Source organism: Prochlorococcus sp. RS04 (assembly GCF_001989455.1).
Lineage (GTDB): Bacteria > Cyanobacteriota > Cyanobacteriia > PCC-6307 > Cyanobiaceae > Prochlorococcus_A.
In genome coordinates this window covers 1,633,728-1,656,222 of record NZ_CP018346.1, presented here as the reverse complement: position 1 = coordinate 1,656,222, position 22,495 = coordinate 1,633,728, and the positions used below count along the sequence as shown (strand labels likewise).

Sequence of the window (22,495 nt, the reverse complement as noted above, 5' to 3'; positions counted from 1 at the left end):
CGTGATCCTAATGTAAGAAAAAATAGTTCGGATGAAAAAAACCAGGATGATAAAGAAAATAATAATTTCGAGAAAGGTTTTCCTGACTTTCAAGATTATCTTGATTCATTATTTGGATATGAATATTCACCAAAGAATTACGATGAATATGATGACGAATCATTCGATGATGAATCGATAAATACAAATAATGACGAATTTAATAATCATGATTATCCTACAACCTCTCCAGAAGAGCCACCTCCAGTTAAACTCCACCAAGATATCGAGACAATTATTGAATTAACTCCTGATGAGGCCTTAAATGGAGCTTCAATTTTAATTGAGCTTGAGGATGAAACTGTAGTAGAAGTTGATACACCACCATTTGCTGGAGATGGATGGCGATTAAGACTTGAAAATATTGCAAGAGGAGGTAAAGATCATTATCTACAGTTAAAAGTTCAAACGGAAAGCGGTCTAAGAATTGATGGTTTAAGAGTTTTATATAAATTAGAGTTATTTCCTCATGATGCTCTTCTTGGTTGTGCAGTAGAGGTTCCTACCCTTGATGGAAATGTCACTCTTCAAGTACCACCAAAATCATCTACGGGAAGAATGTTACGTTTGAAAGGGAGGGGTTTATCTTTCGAAGATTATATAGGTGATCAATATATTGAAATCCTAGTAGTTATACCTGCTGATATTAATGATGAAGAAATTGCTTTATATACAAGATTGCAAGAATTATCACTTTCTGATTCTTAATCAAATATTATATAAATAGAAAAATCGATACTTATGAACGTATTTGTTCTTTTATATAATTCAGGAACAGATAAGGAAGGGATTCATTCAATCGAACTTAAAGGAAGGACAATTGTTCTTATGTTTGAAGATAAGGATGATGCTACAAGATATTGTGGTCTTCTAGAAGCTCAAGATTTTCCTTTGCCAACGGTTGAGATAATCAATATAGAGGAAATAAAAGATTTCTGTATTAAATTAGATTATGAATGCAAATTAGTAGAAAAAAATTTTGTACCTAAAACCGCGGAAGATAGGTTATTAATTTCACCACCCCAGAAAAACCTAGAAGTTGAAAATTGGGAGGAAGACAAAAATAGTAATAAAGATAGCATTGATATAAACACTATTAAGGAAAACCTTGAAAAGTTGCTTTAGCTACTAAAATATTTATTAATTACAAAATAAATAAAACATGACAACTGCATTATTTGAAACAGAAGTTGGCAACATTAATATTGAATTTTTCGCTGAAGACGCACCTAATACAGTTAAAAACTTCACGAGCCTAATTAGTGATGGTTTTTATGATGGTCTAGCATTTCACAGAGTTATTCCTGGATTTATGGCTCAGGGTGGATGTCCAAATACTCGTGATGGAGCATCAGGTATGCCAGGAACTGGTGGGCCTGGATATAATATAAAATGTGAAATTAATTCCAATAAACATCTAAAAGGCTCACTTTCTATGGCTCATGCAGGAAAGGATACAGGTGGCAGTCAGTTTTTCATAGTTTATGAACCACAGCCTCATCTCGATGGAGTTCATACAGTTTTTGGTAAGACTGATGATATGGATGTAGTGCTAAAGCTTACTAATGGGTCAAAAATTTTAAAGGCAACCTTAAAGTAGTTTTAGCCTTCAAAAACAATACTAAATGTCTCTTTATCTAGATTAAATTTTCTTGTAGATGAATATAAGATTTCATTATTTATTGTAAATTTAGTATTGATTAATTTAATGCTGCTTTTTGGGTGTAATGCTTGTTCAATATTTCTTGAAACAATAATTCCAATCTTCGTACTATTTTCATAGTTGGATAAAAACTGAATAAATAATTCTATATTCTTTATTTCTTCATCAGTAATGTTGGAATTGGTTCTATTCTGATCATGCAAAATTCTCCAAACTAATTTTGGGCGATTCCAAAAAGCCAATAACCTTGGAGTACTTTCTAGTTTAATATTAATGTTCATATCACTACAGAATTTAATAACTTTATTTTTTATTGGAACTAGATCAATAGATTTATATTTCCCATCAAGAAAAATTGATATAAATGGATCGATATTCCTGGAATTAGGATTATCTTCATCAATCATGTGGCCCAACTTCGTTTTTTTTACACTCAAATATTCTGCATTATTATCATTTGGACAAATTACTAATGGTACTCTCTCAATAACCTCTATTCCATATCCACCTAATCCAGCAATCTTTCTAGGATTGTTTGTAAGTAATTTCAGTTTTTTTATACCTAGATCAGTTAATATCTGCGCACCTACTCCATAATTTCTGAGATCAGCTGGAAAACCTAATCTTTCATTAGCTTCTACAGTATCTAATCCACCATCCTGTAGACTATAAGCTTTTAATTTATTTATTAGACCAATACCTCTACCTTCTTGTCTCAAGTAAACAACAACTCCTTCTTCCTCCTTTTCTATCCTTGATAAAGCAGCCTCTAACTGGGGTCTGCAATCACAACGTAAAGATCCAAAAGCATCGCCTGTTAAGCACTCTGAATGCATTCTTACTAGTACAGGCTCGCTTAATTTTGATGATTTTTGTTTAACTAATGCAACATGCTCTGAACCATCAAGTTCATTAACATATCCATAAGCTTTGAAATTACCAAAAATACTTGGAAGTACAGCATCGGATTTTCTAAATACAAATCTCTCATTTTGAAACCGATAACTTATTAAATCAGCTATGGATATTAATTTCATTCCCCACTGTTTTGCATACTCTTTAAGTTGTGGAAGTCTTGACATGGAACCGTCAGGATTTTGTATTTCGCAAATAACTCCAGCAGGGTAAAGACCTGACATTGCCGCAATATCTACTGCTGCTTCGGTATGACCTGCCCTTTTTAAAACTCCACCTTTTTTAGCTCTTAATGGGAAAATATGTCCTGGCCTCCTTAAATCATCAGGTTTTGTATTTGGGTTTATAGCAACTTGAATTGTCTTTGCCCTGTCTTCAGCGGAAATTCCTGTAGTAACATTGTTTTCAGGTCCAGCATCAATTGATATCGTAAAAGCTGTTTGGTTTTCATCTGTATTTCTATCTACCATCAATGGTAACTCTAAAGAATCAAGCTTTTCTCCTTGCATAGCTAGGCATATAAGACCACGTCCCTCAGTAGCCATAAAATTAATTTGTTGTGGAGTTGCAAACTGCGCTGCACATATTAAATCTCCTTCATTTTCTCTTCTTTCATCATCTACAACAATAATGCATTCTCCATTTCTTATAGCTGCTAACGCATCGCTGATAGGATCAAATTCAATTTTAAATGATTCATTTATATCCAAAATTGTTCCATTATTTGATTTGGGACTTGTTTCTTTCATTATTCCTATCAATATAGAAAAATAGTGTTTTACTTACCTTAAATTCAACACTTTATAATCCTATCTCAAAGTCTGCCAATTCAAAGAAATGAATGTTGCAATAGTAGGTGCTACTGGTTACGGCGGTATTCAAGCGGTAAATCTTTTAAAGAAAAATAAAAAATACAATATTTCATTTTTAGGTGGAAATAAAACATCTGGTTCAAAGTGGAATGATAATTTTCCTTTTATTTATTTAGAAAATGATCCTTATATAGAAGAAATTTCAGTAGATAATATTTCAAAAAATGCTGATGTTGCTTTGCTTTGCTTACCAAATGGACTATCTTCAACATTGACGAGGAAATTATTAGATAGAGGACTTAAAGTTATTGATTTATCTGCTGATTATAGATATAAATCTTTAGATGAATGGAAAAAAGTATATTCCAAAGAAGCTGCTATTTATAAAAGGAATGACAATGATTTGTGTAAAGAGGCGGTCTACGGACTTCCTGAAATAAATAAAGAAGCCATTTCAAAAGGAAGATTAATTGCATGTCCAGGATGTTATCCAACATCTGCTCTGATTCCATTAGTTCCTTATCTCTCGCAGGGAATTATTGAAAATGAAGGTATAGTAATTGATTCTAAAAGCGGAACTTCTGGAGGTGGTAGAGAACCAAACCAAAAGCTACTCTTATCAGAATGTGGAGAAGGTCTATCAGCATATGGATTGATAAACCATAGACATACATCAGAGATCGAGCAAGTAGCATCATTAATTTCCGGAAATAAAATCGAATTGCTTTTTACACCTCATTTAGTTCCAATTGTAAGGGGTATGCATTCGACTATATATGGGAGATTAAGAGACCCAGGACTAACTTCTGATGATTGCAGAATTCTATTGGATAATTATTATAGAAATTTCAAAAATATTAAAGTCTTACCTGTAGATACATTTCCATCAACAAAATGGGTTAAAAACACAAACCAAATTTTTCTTTCTGTTAAAGTTGATATTCGAAATGGAAGGATAATTATATTATCTGTAATTGATAATTTGTTAAAAGGACAGACTGGCCAAGCAATACAAAATTTAAACATTATTAGCGGATTTTCAATGAATGAAGGTCTTGATTTAACTAATAATTTTCCATAAAATTATTTCTTATCAAAAAACCAGCATGAGAGATTGAGAGAGGTAAAATTTTATGCTCAAGCATATGTATTCTTTTTGAAAGTGATTCAGTATCATCATCATCTCTAATTGACAATGCAGCCTGCATTATCAATGATCCACTATCTACCTCCTCTTCAACAAAATGTACTGAACAACCAGTTATTTTGGAACCATTTAATATGGAGTCCTTTATAGCAGAACCACCTTTATATGCAGGAAGTAATGAAGGGTGAATATTTATAATCTTGTTCTTGAATTTATTAATAAAAAATGGAGTGACAATTTTCATCCAGCCTGCCATAACAACAAGTTCAACATCATGATTAATTAAATTATTTACAATTTCTAATTCAAATAGCTCTTTATGCGGAAAGTCATTGTCCCTTATTATTTTGTGAGGTATTTTTACACTTTCAGCTCTTTTTATACAACCTGCATCATCCTTGTTAGTAATGAGAACTTTAATATCTACATCTAATTCGCCTTTTTCTGATAGGTTAATTAACTCCTGAAAGTTAGTTCCTCTTCCAGAAGCAAGTACACCTATTTTTAATTTTGGTGAAAATTTTCTAAATTCAGATATCTCAGGCGAAATTATGTAATTAAATGATTTATCCAAGGTTTTTATCCAATGATAAATTCATATGAAATAAAATAAACCCTCTCCTTTAATTATTTATATTCAAAAACATATTTATTTGAAAATATAAATTTAAACAATTTTAAATGAATCAAATCTATGTACTATTCGTATAGATATAATTAGAAAATAACTAAAGGAAACAAATATATATTATGAATGGAGATTTAAACTCATGGGATAAATTTTGTAATTATCTTTGGTTTGATAAAAAATTAAATATTTGGTTAGACATAAGCAAAATTAATTTCACAAATGAAGAAATAAAAAATTTAGAAGAGAAATTTGAAGATGTATTTTCATCAATAAAAGAATTAGAAAATGGTGCAATCTCAAATATTGATGAAAATAGACAAGTTGGACATTATTGGCTTAGAAATCCATCAATTTCACCATCTTCAAAAATAGGTGAAGAAATTAGCGCAGATATTGATTCAATCTCTGATTTTGGGAAAGAAATTTTAAATGGAGATATTAAGAATAAATATCAACAGAACTATACTGATGTTTTATGGATTGGAATTGGTGGAAGTGGTTTAGGACCATTACTTATTACAGAGTCACTGCAGAAGTGCTCTAGAGGCTTAAATTTTTCTTATATCGATAATGTTGATCCTTTTTTAATTAGCGAAAAGTTAGAAGAGTTATCTGAAAAATTATCCACAACATTATTTGTAGTAGTAAGCAAATCAGGTGGTACGCCTGAACCTAGAATTGCTATGGAAATTATTAAAAGTCATTGTGAAAATAATTCTCTTGAATGGAATTCTAATGCTATAGCCATAACGATGAAAGATAGTAAATTATTTAAAAAGGCCACTTCTGAAAATTGGTTAAAAATATTTAATTTGCAAGATTGGGTTGGAGGAAGAACAAGTATTACAAGCTCTGTGGGATTACTTCCATTAGCTCTTATTAATGAAAATATATTTGAATTCATTAGAGGTGCATCATTAATGGATGAGGCCACGCGTATAAGTGATTTTAAAAATAATCCCGCAGCATTATTGTCATCTGCTTGGTATTTAACTGGAGATGGCGTTGGGAAGAGAGATATGGTCGTATTACCATATAGAGATAGGTTACAGGTATTTAGTAAATATCTTCAGCAATTAGTAATGGAATCATTAGGTAAGAAATTTAATAGGAATGGTGAAGTAGTTAATCAAGGTATTTCCGTTTTTGGTAATAAAGGATCTACAGATCAGCATGCTTATGTTCAACAACTGAGAGATGGTATTGATAATTTCTTTTGTATTTTTATTGAATTATTAGATTCTCCATCTACTAATATTTTTGATGAAAAAGAGAATCCTAAAGAATATCTTTCTGGTTTTTTGCAAGGAACCAGATCAGCACTCTCTAGTGAAGACAGACAAAGTATCACTATTACTTTAGAAAAGTTAAATTGTTTTTCACTAGGGGCCTTAATCGCTTTATTTGAGAGGGCTGTATCCTTCTACGCTGAATTGGTAAATATAAATGCATATGATCAACCTGGAGTTGAAGCTGGAAAGAAAGCAGCTGCAAATATTATTGAGTATCAACAAAAAGTAAGTAATTTATTAGATGAAGGTGGAGAATATTCTATAAATGACATAACATCATTATTTGATAATTCAGTTAGTGAACCTATATTTTTTATACTCCGTGAAATGTGTTTCGGTAATGATAATTATTTAGTTAAAGGCGATTGGTCAAATCCAAATTCATTAGTTATTCAAAAAATAAATTCTTAAACAACAATATTCATAATTTTTCCTTTAACAATAATTATTTTTCTTATTTCCTTATCTTGAGTCCATTTTAAAATGTTAGGTCTTTTTACAGTCAATTCTTTAATTTGATCTTCACTCATATCATTATTAATATTTACTTTGTCTCTAACTTTTCCATTCACTTGTATTACTAGTTCATATGAATCTTCCTTTAGTGCCTCGGCATTAAATGAAGGCCAGTGTTCTAAATGTACAGATTTTTTAAATCCTATAAGATGCCATATTTCTTCTGCAATATGAGGTGCAAATGGAGCCAACAAAATACAAAATGTTTTTAAAGCATCAATTTTTAAATTATTGTTTACGTCATTAATGGAATTTGATAATGAATTATAAAACTTCATTAGTTCTGAAATCGCAGTATTAAATTGGTTATTTAATATGTCATTTGAAATTTCTTTTATAGCGACATTCATTGACTTTATTAAACTTTTTTCTTTATCTGGATAGGAATTAGATTTACTATTTACATCTTTTGCACAATTTATATAAAGCTTCCAAATCCTGCTTAAAAATCTAAATTGTCCTTCAACATCTGTATCTCCCCATTCCAAATCTTTTTCTGGTGGTGCTTTAAATAATATAAACATTCTTGCTGTATCTGCTCCATATTTTTTAATTACTGATTCAGGGTCTATTCCATTATATTTAGACTTAGACATCTTCTCGAAAAGAACATCGAGTTTAGAATTGTCAATTGGATCTGTAGGATTTGATAAGTCAGTTATATCGGAAGGAGAAACATATTTACCAGTTTTATTGTTTTTATAGGCTGCCGCCTGAACCATTCCTTGCGTTAATAGTTTTTTGAAAGGTTCATCAATTTCAAATAGTTCATTATCCCTCAAGGCTTTAGTGAAAAATCTTGCATATAACAAGTGCAATATTGCATGCTCTACCCCTCCAACATATTGATCTACAGGCAACCACTTATTGATTTCAATCTTTTCAAATGGCTTATTAGAACATTTTGAAGATGGATATCTTAAAAAATACCATGATGAACACATGAAAGTGTCCATAGTATCAGTTTCTTTTCTTGCTTCTATTCCACATTTTGGACATGTAGTATTTATCCAATTATTATTATCACCTAAAGCATTAATCTTGTTAGCCGAGATTTCTATATCTTTTGGTAAGGACACAGGTAATTCCGATTGCTTTAATGGAACAGATCCACATTTTTTGCAATTAACTATGGGTATCGGACATCCCCAATATCTTTGTCTAGAGATTAACCAATCTCTTAGACGATATTGAATCTTATTTTCAGCCCATCCATTATTTACTCCCTCCTCTGAAATTTTTATTTTAGCAATAGTATTTTCTATGCCATTGTATTGATTTGAATTAATAAGATATCCTTTTTCTACATAAGCTTCTTCAAGCTCTTTATTTTGTTCACTTTTATCCTTTATTATTACCTGTTTAATATCAATATTATTTTTCTTTGCAAATTCAAAATCTCTTAGATCATGAGCAGGCACGCCCATAACAGCACCTGTACCGTATTCATCGAGAACATAACTTGCCACCCAAATAGAAATAGGTTCAGAATTAACTGGATTTATTGCTGTTAAGTTAGTTTTTATACCAATTTTTTCAAGTTCGTTATTTTTATTATTTTTCAAATATTGTTTAAGATTTTCTATATTTTGTAATGTTTCTTGATCAGAAATATTTTTTACTAATGAATGATTAACAGAAATTGCTAAATAAGTAACTCCAAATAAAGTATCTGGCCTTGTTGTAAATACAGTAATTTTCTCTTCTGGATTGGTATTTATATTGAAATTAATATTTGTACCAATTGACTTTCCAATCCAATTATCTTGCATTATTTTTACTCTTTCTGGCCAGTTATCTAATTTTTCTAAATCCTTCAATAACTCATCCGCATAATTAGTAATTCTTAAAAACCATTGCTTTAATAATTTTTTTTCAACTACTGCCCCAGATCTCCAAGATTTACCATCTGAATCAACTTGTTCATTCGCTAGGACTGTATTATCTATAGGATCCCAATTAACTTCTGATTCCTTTTGATATACAAGACCAGCCTTGTATAACTCTAAAAATAGATATTGAGTCCAAATATAATAATTTTCATCACATGTTGCAAATTCCCTATCCCAATCAACTGATAGTCCCAAAAGCTTTAATTGTGACTTCATATGAGAAATATTTTTTTTAGTCCAGACACTTGGACTAATTCCTCTTTCAATCGCTGCATTCTCAGCAGGCAAACCAAAAGCGTCCCAACCCATTGGATGTAGAACAGATTTGCCCTTAAATCTTTGGAATCGAGCTATTAAGTCTGTAATAACATAATTCCTAACATGTCCCATATGAAGATTACCTGAAGGGTAGGGAAACATTGATAAGGCATAAAATTTATCGCTATTCTCAGTTAATTCATCGGTTTTGTATAAATTGTTTTCTGTCCATATTGACTGCCATTTTTTTTCTATTTCAGATGGATTATATAAATTGGTATCAGACTCATATTGTTTATCGGGAGAAATCACTTAATTTTTATTTGTTAAATTATTATTTTAATATCCATTGTATAAAATAGAAATAGATTGTTAAAAGGAATAATTTATAATTAAAATTTAAAATATATTATCTACAAATGAAAAATATAACTTTTGAAAAATATCAAGGTAACGGTAATGATTTCGTAATAATAGATTCTAGAGGAAATGAATTATATAAAAATTTCAAGACAAATAAAAAATTTGATATAAAAAAAATTTGCAACAGGCAATTTGGTATTGGAGCAGATGGTGTGATTTTTATAGAAGAACCTAATGAAGATAATTATGCAAAAATGATAATTTTTAATTCTGATGGTTCTGAAGCACAAATGTGTGGAAACGGAATTAGGTGTTTAGTTGAATATCTCCACGTAAATGATTCAATGAATAATAAAAATATAGAATATAAAATTGAGACTAAAGCAGGTTTAAAAATTGCAAAATATATAAATGATGAAATTACAGTAAAAATGGGAGTTCCAATTTTAGAATGTCAAAATATTCCAACAACAATTGAAAAAAAAATAAATTCAATTCCTTCACACGAATTTATTGAGAAAGATTTTAATAATATGGGTTATGCCGTAGGGATGGGAAATCCTCATTTAATATTCTTTGTAAAAGACATAGAGTCAATTGTTCTCTCCAGACTTGGTCCTATATTTGAAAAAAATCAATTATTTCCTGAAAAAACTAATGTACATTTTTGTCAGATTTTAAATAGAGATAATATCAAAGTAAAAGTATGGGAAAGGGGTGCAGGAGCAACCTTAGCTTGTGGAACAGGTGCCTGTGCTATCCATGTAGCAGCTTATAAGTTAGGCCTTTGTAATTCACAAACCATAGTAACCTTACCAGGAGGTAATCTTAAAATTGATTGGTCAAAAGACGATTGTGAAGTAATGATGACCGGTAATGCTAAAAAGGTTTTCTCAGGATCAATATTAGTAAATTAATGGAAAATAATTTTATTTATTTAGATAATGCATCCACAACTCCATTATCTGAGAATGTTTTAAATATAATTAATTCAACTTACAAGAATTATTGGCATAACCCTTCATCTACATATGAGCTAGGGATAAATTGCTCTACATATCTTGAACAAATTAGATCTAAAATTGCTTATATATTTGAAGCAGATGCAGAGGATATAATTTTTACATCTGGTTCTTCGGAATCGACAAATATTGTATTTAATAATATTTATGAGAACTTTAAAAATGCTAGGGTTGTTATTTCAAATGTTGAACATCAAGCAACAAATATTTGTGCTAATAAACTAAGAAAACAAAATTGGGATATTTACGAATGGGCGGTAAATAATGATGGAATTTTAAATATTTCTAATATCGAAAACATTTTAAACAAAGATACTAAGCTTGTATCAATTATTTGGGGACAAAGTGAAATTGGGACAATACAACCTGTTCAATTTATTGGTACCAAATGTGAAGAATTAAATATAATGTTTCATTTAGATGGAACTCAAATATTAAGTAATGGAATATTCAGTTGGAAAGATCTTAGATGTGATTTTTTAAGTTTATCTGCTCATAAATTTGGAGGTCCAAAAGGGATCGGTATTCTTTTAACAAAAGAAAAGTCTAGACAAATTTTAAAAAATAATGACATATCACTTACTCAGGAATTTTCAATTAGACAAGGGACACAAGCTTTGCCATTAATCGCTGGAATGTATGAATCATTAAAGAATATTAAAGGAAAAATAAAATTATATGATTACATAACTGAATTCCCTTCTAATAATATTAATAAACTCAAAAATTATTTTTATCAAAAAATTAAGGATAATAATCATATAAAGATTACGGGTAGTATAAACCATAGACTTCCCAATCATATTTCGTTTCTACTATTAAATAAACTATTTGAGCCTATAAGGGCCTATAAGATTGTTAATTTCATGTCAGAAAATAAAATAGCCATAAGTAGTGGAAGTGCTTGTTCAAGTTCATCTGGGAAACCTAGCTCAACACTTAAAAATATTGGTTTAAAAGATGATGAACTATATTCAAATATTCGTGTTACTTTAGGTTCAATAAACAATAAGTCAGAAATAGATAAATTTTTAGAACTTATTCAAAAATGTATTGAAAAATTTTAATGGAAACCAATTACAGACTACCTAAAGATTTAAATGAATCTCTTAAGAATATGGAGGATGCAATTATTCCAAGTTTATTAGATTCAAATAAAAGATTTACTATAGAATTTAATTTTGAAGGATTGAAGTTTAATAGAATTGGAATAACTATTTACAAGATATTGTCTAAAAATAATAATGTATTTATAACATTTGCGGATCAAGGTGCTGTGGCTTTGGCACAAAGAGACTATCCAGATATCAAAGATAAAATTTTTACTTTTAAATCATTTAATGAATCAAATAATATAAATAATATAGATAGTGCAATGATATCGATACTACCTCAGCCATATGATTTCGATTCATTTGAACCAATGTCTGATAATTATCAAGGTACGCATTATTCATTAAATCCAAAATTTGAAGATGCCAATATTGGCATAGGCAGTGTTATTAGAGAGCGACGTAAAAACTTTGTCAAAACATGGAAAAATATTTATTTTCTGCAGCCTTTAAATAAAGCTGCTCTTATGCATATTTATCCAAATAACTGGTTGCTATTCAAAGAAGAAAATAAAAGATATTTTTTTAAAAAAGAATTTGAAATTAAACCCGACAATGAATCTATTTTTGTAAATTTATAGATTGAATGTGATAAAAAAAATTTATTCATTATTCTTATTTGTTCTTGTATTAGTAACATCTCCTTTCTTAATAAGATATTTATTAGCAAATCAGAAAATAACTATTTTAAATAGTATTTATTTTAATTTCCCGGGAATAATTACTAAAAACAAAATATGTCCTACTTATGATGCTTTATTGAATCAAACGCTTGATGATTCTTTTAGTGTATCAATTATTAATAATAAAGGGGAAATAATAAGTTCTTACAATGAGGATGTTCCAAGGTTGCCGGCATCTAATCAAAAATTATTCTCATCAGCTTATGTTTTAAGTAAATATAAATTAAATAATAATTTAAAAACTTCCTTATTTAAAAATAAAAACGATTATTATTTACACGGTCAAGGTGATCCAGATCTTAATTATGAAAATATAATCGAACTAATTTCAAATGTTAAAGAAAATAAAATTATTAACTTTAATATTGTAGAAATTGATTCAAAATTATATTGGCCTAATGGTTGGACAAATACTGATAAACTTTACGAATATGGATCTCCAATTACATCTCTTGCAATAGAAAGTAATCACAATAAATATGATGATATTTATTCATTAAAAATTTTTATTAAAAATTATTTAAACAATAAATTTCCAAATTCAAAAATATATATAGATATTTTTGATTCAGAAAAAACTTTTTATTTAAAAAATATTAAAGAGATAAATAAAATATATTCAACTCCAATTATTTCATTATTAACTCTAACAAATTCTGAAAGCCATAATTTTACAGCTGAATCTCTCTTTAAAAATGCCTCAAATACATGGAACGATAATGACTATATAAAATTGAAAAGATGGCTTGAAAATAAAGGCCTCCCTACAACTAAATCATACTTTGCAGATGCTAGTGGCTTGTCTCGAAAAAATAAAATTACAACAAGGTTAGTTGTATTGTTTTTAGATAAAATGAGATATTTTAATGATTTTAAAGCTTATCAATCTACACTTTCAATTACTGGAGTAAGAGGAACATTAGCTAAAAGATTTGTAAATAGTGAATTATCTGGAAAGTTTTTTGGCAAAACTGGGACTCTTTCAAATGTCTTTGCATTATCTGGCTTTTTATATAAAAATGAAAGGCCAATAATTATAAGCATTATCCAAAATTCTAATAAAATTGATAAAGAAAAAGCTTTTAAATTATTACGTGATCTTTATTACTTGAAATCTTGTTAATAAAAATATTATTTAAAATATTCTTTTAAATCCCTCTCAACAGAGGGGGGTACCATGTGATTAATTTCACCACCAAATTTTGCAACTTCTTTTACTAAAGAACTACTGAGAAAACTATAATTTGTATTTGTCGATAAAAATATAGTTTCAATATCATTATTAAGAGATTTATTTGTATGAGCAATCTGAAGTTCATACTCAAAATCACTCATTGCTCTTAAGCCTCTAAGAATAAGATTAGCTTTTAGATCATTTGCACAATCTACAGTTAGACCAGAATAAGAAATAACTTCAATATTAGGTAAATGAGAAAGAGAATTTTTTATTTGTATTATTCTTCTTTCAAAATTAAATGTTGGTGTTTTAGAAGTATTTTCTAAAACAGCAACTACTAGATTGCCAAATATTTTTTCAGCTCTTTCTATTAAATCAATATGCCCGTTTGTTAAAGGATCAAATGTACCAGGATAAAGAATTTTCATGAATTTATTATGTTCGAATAAGAAATTTAGTTAAAATAAGTTTATTAGATATATCAATTATGACATTAAATCTAGAAGCAAAAAAAATCTTATTAAGAAAAATACCTCACGGATTATTTATTTGTGGAGTTAGAGACGAAGATAAAAATGAAGTGAATGGATTTACTGCTAGTTGGGTGACTCAAGGTTCTTTCACTCCCCCATTAGTCGTAATGGCTGTTAGAGCAGAAGGTTCTAGTCATGAAATAATAAAGTCCACCAATAAGTTCTCATTAAATGTCCTCAAAAGTGATCAAAAAGATCTAGCAGCTGTTTTCTTTAAACCCCAAAAAGCATTAGGAGGCAGATTTGAATCTGTTGAATTTAATTTAGGTGAACTTGGATTGCCTATTTTAGTTGATAGTGTTGGTGGAGTTGAATGTAATGTTGTTGGAAGTGTTATTCATGGAGACCATACAGTTTTTGTAGGAGAAGTTCAATCTGCTTATTTGAATAATGATGTTGACTCTCTAAATTTATCTTCAACTGGCTGGAATTATGGAGGTTAATCTTTATATATGAGTAATTCCTCTATAGAAACAATAAATAACAAATATAATTTTAAAATTGAATATAAATTAATTAATAATAAAGAATTACTAAAATCAAGATTATCCGAAATTCCAAAGTCATCTGGTTGCTATCTTTTTAAAGATATAGATAATAATTTACTTTATATTGGTAAATCTAAAAAACTACGCAGTAGAGTAAGTAGTTATTTTAATAATTTTTCAGATTTAACTCCAAGATTAAGTTTGATGGTTCGTCAAATAACTGAGATAGAAATTATAGTCACAGATAGCGAATATGAAGCACTAAATTTAGAGTCAAATTTAATAAAAACAAACAAACCATATTTTAATATTCTTTTGAAGGATGATAAGAAATATCCATATCTTTGCATAACTTGGAGCGAAAAATATCCTCGAATATTTATTACAAGAAGAAGAAGAAATAGAAATAATTTAGATAGATATTATGGACCTTATGTAGATGTCGGATTATTAAGGAGAACATTATTTACGATAAAAAAAATATTTCCACTTAGACAAAGGCCAAGGCCAGTTTATAAAGATAGAACTTGTTTAAATTATTCAATAGGAAGATGTCCAGGTGTTTGCCAAGAGGTAATATCATCTGACGATTATAAAAAAATAATGAAACAAGTATCTATGATATTTCAAGGAAGGAATGATGACTTAGAAATATTTTTACAAAAAAAAATGTTGCAATTTTCAAATGATTTAGATTATGAAAATGCAGCAAAAATAAGAGACCAAATTTCAGGTTTAAAATTATTAACTGAATCACAAAAAATATCAATACCTGATTCTTCAATCAATAGAGACATCTTTGGAATAGTTTCAGAAAAAAATGTAGCTAGTATACAAATTTTCCAAATGAGATCTGGTAAGCTTATTGGAAGGATTGGCTATAGTCAAAAATTAAATAATGAAGATGAAAATCTTATTTTACAAAAGATATTAGAAGAGCATTATATGAATGTTGAAGCCGTAGAAATACCATCAGAAATTCTTATTCAATATAACCTTCCAAAACAAGCAACCATAGAGGATTGGTTAACGGAGCTAAGAAAAAAGAAAGTAAAAATCTTAATCCCAAAAAGAAATAAAAAACATGAAACTGTAGAAATGGTTTTAAAAAATGCGAAATTGGAATTAGATAGAATATTAAATGGGATACAAGATAATGAATCATCAATTGAGGATCTTGCCCAAATACTTGAATTAAGCGAACAACCTAAAAGAATTGAAGGTTATGATATTAGCCATATACAAGGTAGTGACCCTGTAGCATCACAAGTCGTTTTTATTGATGGGATTCCTTCTAAACAGGATTATAGGAAATATAAAATAAAAGATCCAAACGTTTTTGTAGGACATAGTGATGATTTTGCTTCGATATATGAAGTAATACATAGAAGGTTTAAAAAATGGTCAAGATTTAAAAAAAGTGGAGGGGATTTTTCAATATTAAATGATAAAACGAATAGTAAATTAGACAATGAACTTCTATCAGATTGGCCTGATTTAATAATGATTGATGGAGGAAAAGGACAGTTAAATGCAGCTATTAAAGCATTAAAAGAATTAAATCTTGAGGAAGAAGTAACTATATGTTCATTAGCAAAAAAAAATGAAGAAATATTTATTCCAGGCTTTACTAAGTCTCTTGATACTGATGAAAATCAAAAAGGAGTTCTTCTATTAAGAAGGGTAAGAGATGAAGCACATAGATTTGCATTATCTTTTCATAGAGACAAAAGATCTAAGAGAATGAATAGATCTCAATTGTCACAAATCAGTGGATTAGGACCATCAAGAATAAGAGAATTGCTTGAGCATTTTAAATCAATAGACGCGATAAGAATAGCTAGTAAAGAGGATTTATCAAAAGTTAAAGGACTTGGAAAAAATTCAGTAAATGATATATATGAATATTTTAACGAGTTATAAATATTAATTAATTTTTGAAAAATAGATTTCTTGATATTGTTAAATATAACTATATTAAAAATATATATTTTTAAATTAATCTAGTAATTTGACAGCTGAAGCATATCTCTGGTTTAAATCACTTCACATTATGGGTGTAATCGTTTGGTTTGCGGGACTTTTTTATTTAGTAAGGCTTTTTATATACCATGAAGAATCCAAAAATATGGATAAAGAATTAAAAATTGCCTTTAATAAACAATACACCTTGATGGAAAAAAGGCTGGCTAATATAATCACAACACCTGGGATGATATTAGCTTTAAGTATGGCTATATGCATGGTTATTATGCAACCAAGTTGGTTAAGTGAGAAGTGGTTACAAATTAAAATTTCTTTTGTTTTAGCATTAGTAATTTATCATTCTTATTGTTATAAAATAATGTATTCATTACAAAATGGCGCTTCAACCATTTCAGCAAAAAACCTTAGATTATTAAATGAATTGCCTACTTTATTATTATTTATAATCGTACTTTTAGTTATTTTTAAAAATAATTTTCCAACTAGTGTTGCTTCATGGAGTGTAGTTGGACTAATTATTTTTATGTTGGCTTCAATACAATTATATGCAAAGATTAGAAAAAAAAATGAAAATTCATTAAGTAATGAATAGGGAAGACTTAGTAAAATTAACTTCTAATATTAATAAAAATAGTTGTCCTAAAAATATTAATTTTCACTGTCATACAAAATTTAGTGATGGAAGTCTAGAACCATATGAACTTTTAGAACAAGCTTATAAAAATAACTTGAAATTTTTATCAATAACCGATCATCATACAATTAAAGCTCATGAATATATAAAAAAAAATAATATACTCAAAAATTATCCTAAAGATTCTTTTACATTAATTTCGGGAATAGAAATTAATTGTTTGATTCTAGGATGTTTAGTACATGTAATTGGATTGGGAATAGATATAAAAAGTAAATATCTAAATCCATACATCCTTGGAGAGTCACCAATAGGTAATGATTTAAATATTAAATCAGTTATTAAAGCAATAAATTTAGCTGGTGGTTTATCATTTCTTGCACATCCAGCGAGATACAGGATTCCCTTTTATAAATTAATTCCCGAGGCCAAAATACAAGGTATTGATGGAATAGAGGTTTGGTACGATTATGAACTTAATGAAGTATGGAATCCTAGTTTATTTGTATGTTCAGAAATAGATAAATTAGCAGATAAATATTCAATGCTAAAAACATGCGGAACAGATAGTCATGGACTTTCGCTATTAGGTAGATAATTCAGAATTCGTTTTTTTCAATGATTGAATCAGTATTAATAAGTATATTCTTTAAATTCTCAATGACATCTGATGAACAATTATTCCACATTTTTCTATTGACAATTTCAAGAAATCTTTGTGCAATATCTCTTAAAGCCCATGGATTATTCTCTAGAAAAAAATTCTTAAGATCCAGATCACATAACCATGATTTATAAACTTCCTCATAACACCAATCTGAGACTACTTCAGTAGAAGCATCAAAAGCATATAAGTAATCTAGTGTAGCAGAAAATTCAAACGCTCCTTTATAACCATTATCCTTCATTCCATTTATCCATTTAGGGTTAAGTATTCTTGATATAACAACTTTATTAATTTCATCTTGTAATTTTGATATTTTAGACAATCCATATTTTGATAAATCGCCATGATACATTTCAGGTAATTTACCGCTCAATTTCTTTACTGCTGAAGATAATCCGCCCTGAAACTGATAATAATCATCGGAATCTAAAATATCATGTTCCTTATTATCTTGGTTATGAACAACTAACTGTACATTTTTAAGAGCATTTTCTAATGATTTTTTATCCTCTATAGGTTCAAGATTATCACTATAAATCCACTTACTCCAATTAAGAAAAGATTCTCCAAAATCATCAATATTATCCCAATTAGAATTTGAAATTAGTTCTTGCAGACCAGCTCCATATGAACCTGGCGCTGACCCAAATATACGATTAATTGAATTACCTTCCCTTGATGCCCCAGCAAGAGGGTTAAATTTATTATCCTCATTAAGATTAGAAACAAGATTTATTGCTTTAGAAGTTAATTTAACTAACTGTGGAAATGCATCTCTAAACATTCCCGAAATCCTTAAAGTAACATCAACCCTTGGTCTTTCGAGAACAGATAAAGGAATGATTTCTAGATCAACTACTCTTCTTGAAGGCCCATCCCAAATAGGCTGTACTCCTAATAAATATAGTATTTGACAAATGTCTTCACCACCATTTCTCATTGTGGATGTTGCCCATACAGATATTGCTATATTTTTTAAATCTTCTCCATTATCTTGTTTGTATAAATCAAGTATTTGTGAAGCGGACTGACAGCCAACACTCCATGCTGATTCAGTTGGCAGTCCTCTCGAATCAACTGAAAAGAAATTTTTACCAGTGGGTAAAGTTTCGGTTTTACCTCTCGTAGGGGCTCCTGATGGACCACTTTTTACATATTGTCCATTTAATGAATTAATAAATGATAATTTCTCATTATATGAAGAATTAATGATTGGATATAGAATCTCTTTTTTTAATAATAAAAAATACTTATTATGTTTCTTTTCATTAAAGAAATAGTCTATTATTTTCTGATTTTTATATTTTTCTAGATTTTTTATATTGGTATTCTTCTTGTAAAAAAACAAATATATTAAATACTTTGCTTGTTGTTCCAGAAAATCAATAGCCATTCTAAAGTTTAAAATGTTTTTGTTGGAAAAATTCAATAATATTTTTTTATCCTTTTCACTTAACATTTGATCATATTGATTTGTCCAAGGATTCAAATCTAGTTTTAAATGTTTTGCTATATATTGAATAACACCAATTCGGTTGGCATTTGGTACTCTCGCAATACACAAGAATAAATTTATTTCATTAATCTCATTCTGCCGATTGCCAAAAATATGCAAACCTGTCCTAATTTGAGATTCTTTAATTTTGCAAAGAAAGGAATCAATTTCTTCTATATGATTATTATTATTCTTTAAAGTAATTTCGCTAAAATCTTTTTTAATTAATTCAAAAATGGATTTTTCTATTATTTCAATCCGATTAGAATTTAATAATTTTGCTTCAAAATATTCGTCTAAATAATATTCTAATGTTGAATATTTTCCATATAATTCTGACCTATCCAAAGGGGGGGTTAAATGATCAATAATTGTTGCAGCAGTTCTTCTTTTAGCTTGGGATCCTTCTCCAGGATCATTTACGATAAAGGGATATATGTTTGGTATTGCGGGACAAATAATATTTGGAAAACATTTATTGCTTAAACCTATAGATTTACCAGGTAACCATTCAAGAGTCCCATGTTTACCAATATGGCACATAGCATTTGCATTAAAAACTTTTTCAATCCAAAAATATTGTGCTAAATATCTATGGGGAGGTGGAAGATCGGGAGAATGAATATCTCTATCAGTGAAAGCGTCATAACCTCTTTGAGGTTGAATCAATAATGTTATTTTTCCAAATCTAATACCATTTATTGAGAAGCCTTTATTATCTAAATCGATCGCATCAGATGGTTTACCCCAACGACTAACAATAATATTTTTGGGATCATGTTCTAAATAATTCCAATAATTTAAATATTCACTAAGTGGTAAATAATCTAATGGTTTATTATTTTGAGATTCAATATCATTAGTTCTAGTTTTTATAAGCATTGACATTAATTCCGAAGAATCTTGAGGAAAATTACAAGATCCAAGGTCATAACCTTCTTCTTTTAACCAATTTAGAATATTTATTATTGAAGATGGTGTATTTAGACCAACTCCATTACCGATTCTTCCGTTCTTTACAGGATAATTACTTATTACTAAACAAATTCTTTTATCAAAATTATTAAGTTTCTGAAGTTTCACATAATTTGTTGCAAATTTTGAAATCCATTGAATACCTACTTGATCAGCTTTGTAACTAGTTATTTCACTATATAATGTATTTTTCTTAGAAATAATTTCTTTAAATGCTGAAGGACAAGTAGTAATTCTTCCATCAAATTCGGGAATAATTATTTGCATTAATAAATCAGATGAATTCATTCCAATAGATGAATTTAACCACTTTTTTCTTGATCTATTAGAAGAAAGAAGTTGTAAAATTGGAATTTTTAGAGAAGTAAAAATATTTGTTGAATTTTCAATTAAATCGTTATTTTTGATTTGAGATGAAGAAAATGAAGTTGTGGTAATTATTAGTTTAATATCTTCTTTTTTAAAAATGCCTATTAATTTCTTTTGAATAAGATGATCTTTTAGTGTTGAAATAAAAAATGTTTTAGGAGATAGTCCGCATTTTCTTAATTGCAAGTTAAGTTTTTCGTTTACTTCAATTTCATTAGCCAAAAAAAGTGATTTATAGGATATTATTCCTATCTTTTCGCCTTTTTCATTTTTCCAATCATATAAGTAGGGATCTGCATAAAAAGTAATATTCAAAAAATCATCAGGAATTAATTTTTCATCTACAACTAAATAATTTAAACAATTAAGAAACTTTCTATAATTTTCCAGTCCTCCAGATCTTAGTAATCTAGAAATATTTAATGCAATATTTTTATCTATACTACTTATTTCACATAAGGAAATTTCCTGATCAATGGTACCTGACAGGATTACTAACTTCCTTTTTTTATTAACTGCTTGCCAATTTAAAAGTTGTTCAATTCCATAGTTCCATGTACCTTTATCTCCAAATATTCTAAGTACGACAACTTTTGCATAATTTATTGTTTTTAATAAATAATTATCTATTTGAGCTGAGGAATTTAAATTAGAAATTTCTAAAGCTCTTATATTATTTTTTAATGAAGCAAATTCTTTTTCTAACAATAAGTTTGATATAAGATTTAAATCAGCCTTGACACTTGTTATAAAAATAAAATCTGCAGCTGGTTGCTCAATTAAATCATCCTTATTCTTTTCATTTCCTGCTACATTTAATATCCTGTGCATTTTTATATATAAATAAGGTTTAGAATACGTAAGTAGGATAAAACAAGTTTACCTTAATTAAATAAATTAAATATGCATGAATTTCTTCCATACGCCTGGTTCGAAGGTAAATGTATTTCATTTAAAGAAGCAAAAATATCAATAGCTACTCATGCACTACATTACGGTACTGCTGCATTTGGTGGAATGCGCGCGATACCTAACCCAACAAACAAAGAAGAATTCCTTTTGTTTAGAACTGATAAACATATAAAAAGATTATCTCAAAGTGCAAAATTACTCTTAACTGATATTTCTGAAGAATATATTTTTAAAGCCTTAGAAGAAGTTATAAAAAGAAACAAGCCAGAAAAACCTATTTATATAAGACCATTTGTATACACAAGCGATTTAGGTATAGCGCCAAGGTTACACAATATTGAAACAGATTTCTTTATTTATTGTATTGAACTAGGAGATTATCTATCCCCTGATGGTGTTTCTTGTAGAATGAGTAGTTGGACAAGACAAGAAGATAGATCTCTCCCCTTAAGAGGAAAAATAAGTGGAGCATATATTACTAGTTCATTGGCCAAAACAGAGGCTAGCTTATCAGGTTTTGATGAAGCCCTGCTATTAAATTCAAGTGGTAAGGTAAGCGAAGCTAGTGGTATGAATTTATTTATTGTAAGGAATGGAGACTTAATCACTCCTGGTGTTGATCAAGATATCCTTGAGGGGATTACTAGAGCTAGTGTAATTGAATTAGCAAAATCATTTGGAATAAATGTAATTGAGAGGCCTGTTGATAAAACAGAATTATTAATAGCAGATGAAGTTTTTCTAACTGGTACAGCAGCAAAAATTACACCAGTTAAAAAAATTGAATCAACTGAATTAAATGTTGAAAGACCAATAATGAATAAATTAAAAAGTAAGCTTATAGAAATAACAGAAGGTCGTTCTCAAGACTATGATAATTGGGTAACAAGAATTTCACTAAAATAAATTAATTT

At 28.8% G+C, this 22,495-nt stretch carries 19 protein-coding genes; 14 read left to right on the top strand and 5 right to left on the bottom strand.

Annotated elements, in window-relative coordinates; translation table 11 throughout:
- The 3 genes from BS621_RS09205 to BS621_RS09195 all read left to right on the top strand — a co-directional run.
- A partial coding sequence (locus BS621_RS09205) for a DnaJ C-terminal domain-containing protein (RefSeq protein ID WP_077142624.1) occupies positions 1-747 on the top strand: 747 nt, incomplete at its 5' end.
- Between the two features lie 33 nt (positions 748-780).
- Positions 781-1,164, top strand: coding sequence for a DUF3110 domain-containing protein (locus BS621_RS09200; RefSeq protein WP_077142623.1), 384 nt, complete (start codon positions 781-783; stop codon positions 1,162-1,164).
- A 37-nt stretch (positions 1,165-1,201) separates the two neighbouring features.
- Positions 1,202-1,639, top strand: coding sequence for a peptidylprolyl isomerase (locus BS621_RS09195; protein ID WP_077142622.1), 438 nt, complete (start codon positions 1,202-1,204; stop codon positions 1,637-1,639).
- A 2-nt stretch (positions 1,640-1,641) separates the two neighbouring features.
- Here the strand turns inward: BS621_RS09195 and ribBA are convergent, their stop codons facing one another.
- Positions 1,642-3,366, bottom strand: coding sequence for a bifunctional 3,4-dihydroxy-2-butanone-4-phosphate synthase/GTP cyclohydrolase II (gene ribBA, locus BS621_RS09190; protein ID WP_077142621.1), 1,725 nt, complete (start codon positions 3,364-3,366; stop codon positions 1,642-1,644).
- A gap of 88 nt (positions 3,367-3,454) precedes the next feature.
- Here ribBA and argC point away from each other — a divergent pair, with 88 nt between their 5' ends.
- The gene (gene argC, locus BS621_RS09185; RefSeq protein ID WP_077142620.1) at positions 3,455-4,510 is read left to right on the top strand and encodes an N-acetyl-gamma-glutamyl-phosphate reductase; all 1,056 of its coding nucleotides are present in this window, start codon (positions 3,455-3,457) and stop codon (positions 4,508-4,510) included.
- On the opposite strand, the gene purN is transcribed toward argC, so the two are convergent.
- Positions 4,494-5,150: a phosphoribosylglycinamide formyltransferase gene (gene purN / locus BS621_RS09180; protein WP_077142619.1), complete on the bottom strand. Its 657-nt coding sequence runs from the start codon at positions 5,148-5,150 to the stop codon at positions 4,494-4,496. The genes argC and purN overlap by 17 nt on opposite strands.
- Before the next feature lie 176 nt (positions 5,151-5,326).
- On the opposite strand from purN, the gene BS621_RS09175 reads away from it, so the two are divergent.
- Complete coding sequence (locus BS621_RS09175) at positions 5,327-6,910, top strand: glucose-6-phosphate isomerase (RefSeq protein WP_077142618.1); 1,584 nt, start codon at positions 5,327-5,329, stop codon at positions 6,908-6,910.
- On the opposite strand, the gene leuS is transcribed toward BS621_RS09175, so the two are convergent.
- Positions 6,907-9,477 carry a leucine--tRNA ligase gene (gene leuS / locus BS621_RS09170; RefSeq protein ID WP_077142617.1) on the bottom strand — a complete coding sequence of 857 codons (2,571 nt, stop codon included), beginning with the start codon at positions 9,475-9,477 and terminating at the stop codon, positions 6,907-6,909. The two genes, BS621_RS09175 and leuS, sit on opposite strands and share 4 nt — an antisense overlap.
- 107 nt (positions 9,478-9,584) lie before the next feature.
- On the opposite strand from leuS, the gene dapF reads away from it, so the two are divergent.
- From dapF to BS621_RS09150, 4 genes are read left to right on the top strand one after another with little or no spacing between them, the layout of a single operon-like run.
- Positions 9,585-10,445, top strand: a complete 861-nt coding sequence (gene dapF / locus BS621_RS09165) for a diaminopimelate epimerase (protein ID WP_077142616.1) — start codon at positions 9,585-9,587, stop codon at positions 10,443-10,445.
- The gene (locus BS621_RS09160; protein WP_077142615.1) at positions 10,445-11,617 is read left to right on the top strand and encodes a cysteine desulfurase family protein; all 1,173 of its coding nucleotides are present in this window, start codon (positions 10,445-10,447) and stop codon (positions 11,615-11,617) included. Before dapF ends, BS621_RS09160 begins: the two co-directional genes overlap by 1 nt.
- Positions 11,617-12,243 carry a DUF1995 family protein gene (locus BS621_RS09155; protein ID WP_011818414.1) on the top strand — a complete coding sequence of 209 codons (627 nt, stop codon included), beginning with the start codon at positions 11,617-11,619 and terminating at the stop codon, positions 12,241-12,243. Before BS621_RS09160 ends, BS621_RS09155 begins: the two co-directional genes overlap by 1 nt.
- 7 nt (positions 12,244-12,250) lie before the next feature.
- Positions 12,251-13,468 (top strand): D-alanyl-D-alanine carboxypeptidase, encoded by a 1,218-nt coding sequence (locus tag BS621_RS09150; RefSeq protein ID WP_077142702.1) that lies wholly within the window; start codon positions 12,251-12,253, stop codon positions 13,466-13,468.
- An 8-nt stretch (positions 13,469-13,476) separates the two neighbouring features.
- On the opposite strand, the gene coaD is transcribed toward BS621_RS09150, so the two are convergent.
- Positions 13,477-13,950: a pantetheine-phosphate adenylyltransferase gene (gene coaD, locus BS621_RS09145; RefSeq protein WP_077142614.1), complete on the bottom strand. Its 474-nt coding sequence runs from the start codon at positions 13,948-13,950 to the stop codon at positions 13,477-13,479.
- 59 nt (positions 13,951-14,009) lie between these two features.
- On the opposite strand from coaD, the gene BS621_RS09140 reads away from it, so the two are divergent.
- The 4 genes from BS621_RS09140 (at position 14,010) to BS621_RS09125 (ending at position 17,761) form a co-directional block, all read left to right on the top strand.
- Positions 14,010-14,498 carry a flavin reductase family protein gene (locus BS621_RS09140; protein ID WP_025894516.1) on the top strand — a complete coding sequence of 163 codons (489 nt, stop codon included), beginning with the start codon at positions 14,010-14,012 and terminating at the stop codon, positions 14,496-14,498.
- Positions 14,499-14,507: 9 nt separating this feature from the next.
- Entirely contained in the window at positions 14,508-16,466 is a 1,959-nt protein-coding gene (uvrC, locus tag BS621_RS09135; RefSeq protein WP_077142613.1) for an excinuclease ABC subunit UvrC, read from the top strand.
- Between the two features lie 88 nt (positions 16,467-16,554).
- Positions 16,555-17,121 carry a protoporphyrinogen oxidase HemJ gene (hemJ, locus tag BS621_RS09130; RefSeq protein WP_077142612.1) on the top strand — a complete coding sequence of 189 codons (567 nt, stop codon included), beginning with the start codon at positions 16,555-16,557 and terminating at the stop codon, positions 17,119-17,121.
- A complete protein-coding gene (locus BS621_RS09125; RefSeq protein ID WP_025923179.1) occupies positions 17,114-17,761 on the top strand; it encodes a PHP domain-containing protein in 648 nt (215 codons plus the stop codon). Before hemJ ends, BS621_RS09125 begins: the two co-directional genes overlap by 8 nt.
- Before the next feature lies 1 nt (position 17,762).
- Here BS621_RS09125 and cobN read toward each other — a convergent pair whose 3' ends face one another.
- Complete coding sequence (gene cobN, locus BS621_RS09120; RefSeq protein ID WP_077142611.1) at positions 17,763-21,500, bottom strand: cobaltochelatase subunit CobN; 3,738 nt, start codon at positions 21,498-21,500, stop codon at positions 17,763-17,765.
- A gap of 72 nt (positions 21,501-21,572) precedes the next feature.
- On the opposite strand from cobN, the gene BS621_RS09115 reads away from it, so the two are divergent.
- Positions 21,573-22,487, top strand: a complete 915-nt coding sequence (locus tag BS621_RS09115) for a branched-chain amino acid transaminase (protein ID WP_077142610.1) — start codon at positions 21,573-21,575, stop codon at positions 22,485-22,487.
- The last annotated feature ends 8 nt before the right edge of the window (positions 22,488-22,495 follow it).

Coding starts and splice junctions, on each gene's coding strand:
- BS621_RS09200 (WP_077142623.1), top strand. CDS start 781: ATGAACGTATTTGTTCTTTTATATAATTCAGGAACAGATAAGGAAGGG.
- BS621_RS09195 (WP_077142622.1), top strand. CDS start 1,202: ATGACAACTGCATTATTTGAAACAGAAGTTGGCAACATTAATATTGAA.
- ribBA (WP_077142621.1), bottom strand. CDS start 3,366: ATGAAAGAAACAAGTCCCAAATCAAATAATGGAACAATTTTGGATATA.
- argC (WP_077142620.1), top strand. CDS start 3,455: ATGAATGTTGCAATAGTAGGTGCTACTGGTTACGGCGGTATTCAAGCG.
- BS621_RS09175 (WP_077142618.1), top strand. CDS start 5,327: ATGAATGGAGATTTAAACTCATGGGATAAATTTTGTAATTATCTTTGG.
- dapF (WP_077142616.1), top strand. CDS start 9,585: ATGAAAAATATAACTTTTGAAAAATATCAAGGTAACGGTAATGATTTC.
- BS621_RS09160 (WP_077142615.1), top strand. CDS start 10,445: ATGGAAAATAATTTTATTTATTTAGATAATGCATCCACAACTCCATTA.
- BS621_RS09155 (WP_011818414.1), top strand. CDS start 11,617: ATGGAAACCAATTACAGACTACCTAAAGATTTAAATGAATCTCTTAAG.
- coaD (WP_077142614.1), bottom strand. CDS start 13,950: ATGAAAATTCTTTATCCTGGTACATTTGATCCTTTAACAAACGGGCAT.
- BS621_RS09140 (WP_025894516.1), top strand. CDS start 14,010: ATGACATTAAATCTAGAAGCAAAAAAAATCTTATTAAGAAAAATACCT.
- uvrC (WP_077142613.1), top strand. CDS start 14,508: ATGAGTAATTCCTCTATAGAAACAATAAATAACAAATATAATTTTAAA.
- BS621_RS09125 (WP_025923179.1), top strand. CDS start 17,114: ATGAATAGGGAAGACTTAGTAAAATTAACTTCTAATATTAATAAAAAT.
- cobN (WP_077142611.1), bottom strand. CDS start 21,500: ATGCACAGGATATTAAATGTAGCAGGAAATGAAAAGAATAAGGATGAT.
- BS621_RS09115 (WP_077142610.1), top strand. CDS start 21,573: ATGCATGAATTTCTTCCATACGCCTGGTTCGAAGGTAAATGTATTTCA.